The following is a 2,673-nucleotide window of genomic DNA, read 5'->3' as shown; positions in this document are numbered from 1 at the left end:
TCCGGTATTGTTCGTCCTTAGCGTTGCTTGGCGTACCTCCCACGCTATGCCCTCTCCATGATCAGCTGCAGCACGCTCTCGGCAATGCTGCGCAGGAAATCGCTGTCTCCGGTCTTCGCCATCAGCTCGGCAAGCGGTAGTCTGTCTTCGGTCATCGGGATCAACTCCTCGGGTGGGTGTGACGTGTGGAAACTCCACCTTACCGATGAGCCCGGTGGCCACCGAGATCGAAACTGCTGGTGGTGGGGCATGCCCCACCACCAGCAGCACCTAAATCTCCACCGAAAATTACACCACGAGCGCGGACGCTAACGGAGCTATGTGCATGCGGAGGTTCTCGGAGGGGTTCAGCGCCGTAGGCGCTGGACCCCGGAAGAGAAGCTCCGCATGGTCGAAGAGACCTTCCTGCCAGGCAACAGCGTTTCCCGTGTGGCGCGCATGCACGGCGTAGCGCCCAACCAGCTGTTTGGCTGGCGCCGGCAGGCGGCAAGTGGCGCGCTGACCGCCACCCGCGCAGGCGGCGAGGTGGTTGCGGCCAGCGAGTATCGGGCGCTCGAGAACCAGGTGCGCGAGCTGCAGCGCATGCTCGGCAAGAAGACGATGGAGAACGAGATCCTGCGCGAGGCGATCTCGCGCGTGGCAGGTCCCAAAAAAACGCCGTTGCGCACGCTCTCGTTGCCGGAGGCCGACCTGTGAGCGCGGTGGCGAGTGTGCTCGGCGTCTCCCGGCAGCATCTCTCGTCAGCCAGACGCAAGGCCGCTGCACGCCGCCGCGGCAGACCTCCGCTGCCCGAGGAAGAGCTCGTCGCGCGTATCCAGGCCCTTATCGCCGATCTGCCGACCTATGGCTACCGCCGGATCCATGCGCTCCTGCGGCGGCAAGCACGCAATGGCGGGCCATCTGCGCCCAATGCCAAACGCGTCTACCGGGTGATGAAGGTGCATGGCCTGCTGCTCCAGCGCCATAGCGGAAAGGGTGACGAGCGTCGCCACGACGGGCGCGTCGCGGTCGATACCCGTAACACCCGTTGGTGCTCTGACGGCTTCGAGATCGGCTGCGACAACGGCGAGAAGGTGCGGGTCGCCTTCTCTCTGGACTGCTGCGATCGCGAGGCGATGGGCTTCGTTGCCACCACTGCCGGCATCTCCGCCGAGGATGTGCGCGACCTCATGACCGCCACCGTCGAGCACCGCTTCGGCCGCGTGAACCGCTTGCCTGCCACTATCGAGTGGCTGACGGATAACGGTAGTTGCTACACCGCCAGAGAGACCCGCCGCTTCGCCCGCGACATCAACCTCAGGCCGCGCACAACCCCCATCGAAAGCCCACAATCCAACGGCATGGCCGAGGCGTTCGTGCGCACCATGAAGCGAGACTACGTCCGCGTCGCCGAAAAGCCCAACGCCAGAGCGGTCCTCAACCAGCTGCCCAGCTGGTTCCACCACTACAACACCGTCCACCCGCATCGCGCGCTTGGCTACCTCGCCCCGCGCGAATACATCACCCAATCAACCAGTGAGGAACTGTCCGGGAATTAAGGGGCAACGACATACGGCGTATGGATCGATTGCAGTTCGGCTCAGGATTTCGCTAATCAGTTGCTCAACTGCTGGAGTTACTACGCCGGACTGTTCGGCTACCCGGAAAACCAGCCCGTCCTGGTCAGGCTGACTCCAATGCCGACGTATCAGATCGACGACATAATCTGGATCCTCCTTTGCTTCTGCGGCTAGCCCCTGTGTTGCTCTCCATTGGAATTCTTCGTTTTTCATTAGCGTCGAAAGGCATTTTCGAAGCATTGCACGCCAGCTTGACCAGCGCTCGGTGATCTTCCCAAATGCACGGTTTGCGAGAATCGGATCGTCGCGAATCAGTGTCTCAACCCAAGCGCCTTCTTGGTCACTAGGATTGGCCGATGTCGAAACAACATCGACAACAAGATGCTTCACATGTCGCCGGGTTGTAGTGCTCCAAAGAAGTGCCGAAACGGCTCGATGGTAAGCCTCTGGATCAATCTGCCGGAGCCGCTCCAATGACCTCAGAACCGTTGCGCGAACGAAGAGACTGTCTTGATTGCGCCAAGTGTATTCGGCCAGGTCTTTGCCTGTTTTGAAGCTTTTCGCTTGAAAATCGTCGAGCCAGGATTGGTGACAGAAACCGATCTTGGCTCCGCTGCGAACGACAAGTCCACAAGCTTCTGCACGTACCAAAGCATCCTTGTGCGCCGCCTCGAAGGCATCCATCGGCCGCCAGAGAGTTTCTGTTTCCAACATCTCTCCAGCCAATCGATCCATCAGCTGCAGCACATCTTGCCGTTGTGGATCGGTGCCGAGTTGTGCGGTCGCAAGCCATCGGTCGAGCAAGCTTCCGCTATCAACCGAAGACGGGGACGCACCCCGCTGGATCACCTCGACGAATAGCTTTAGAGCGAACGGCCTTCGGAGTGTCTGCCACAACGGTTGGGGGACTTCGCTCCAATCAATTCCCAGTTCCGTCAGGAAGGCTTGCACTGCTTCTACGGCGGGCAAGGCAAGATGAAACTCTTCGGCACGTAGCTGTTGGAAACGAGCATCATGCGCAGCTTCAAAAGGCCGTGATGAGACCACAACATGAACTGGTGTAGTTGCCCCTTAATTTCCGGACAGTTCCTCGGTGGTTGAACGGTTGATGTAC

The 2,673-nt window shown here is 60.2% G+C and carries 2 protein-coding genes; one reads left to right on the top strand and one right to left on the bottom strand.

Annotated elements, in window-relative coordinates; all coding sequences use genetic code 11:
* The first annotated feature begins 387 nt into the window (after positions 1-387).
* Positions 388-1,538 (top strand): IS3 family transposase gene (locus AX708_RS06150; RefSeq protein ID WP_156454535.1). Its coding sequence is split into 2 segments (ribosomal slippage): positions 388-633 and positions 636-1,538, totalling 1,149 coding nucleotides; the frame shifts between segments, so codons are not numbered across the junction.
* On the opposite strand, the gene AX708_RS20305 is transcribed toward AX708_RS06150, so the two are convergent.
* On the bottom strand, positions 1,509-2,510 hold the full coding sequence (locus tag AX708_RS20305; RefSeq protein ID WP_197426351.1) for a hypothetical protein: 1,002 nt from the start codon (positions 2,508-2,510) through the stop codon (positions 1,509-1,511). The two genes, AX708_RS06150 and AX708_RS20305, sit on opposite strands and share 30 nt — an antisense overlap.
* Positions 2,511-2,673: the final 163 nt, after the last annotated feature.

This window comes from Erythrobacter sp. CCH5-A1, from assembly GCF_001557115.1.
Classification (GTDB): Bacteria; Pseudomonadota; Alphaproteobacteria; order Sphingomonadales; family Sphingomonadaceae; genus Erythrobacter.
This window is presented reverse-complemented; position numbering and strand designations above follow the sequence as displayed.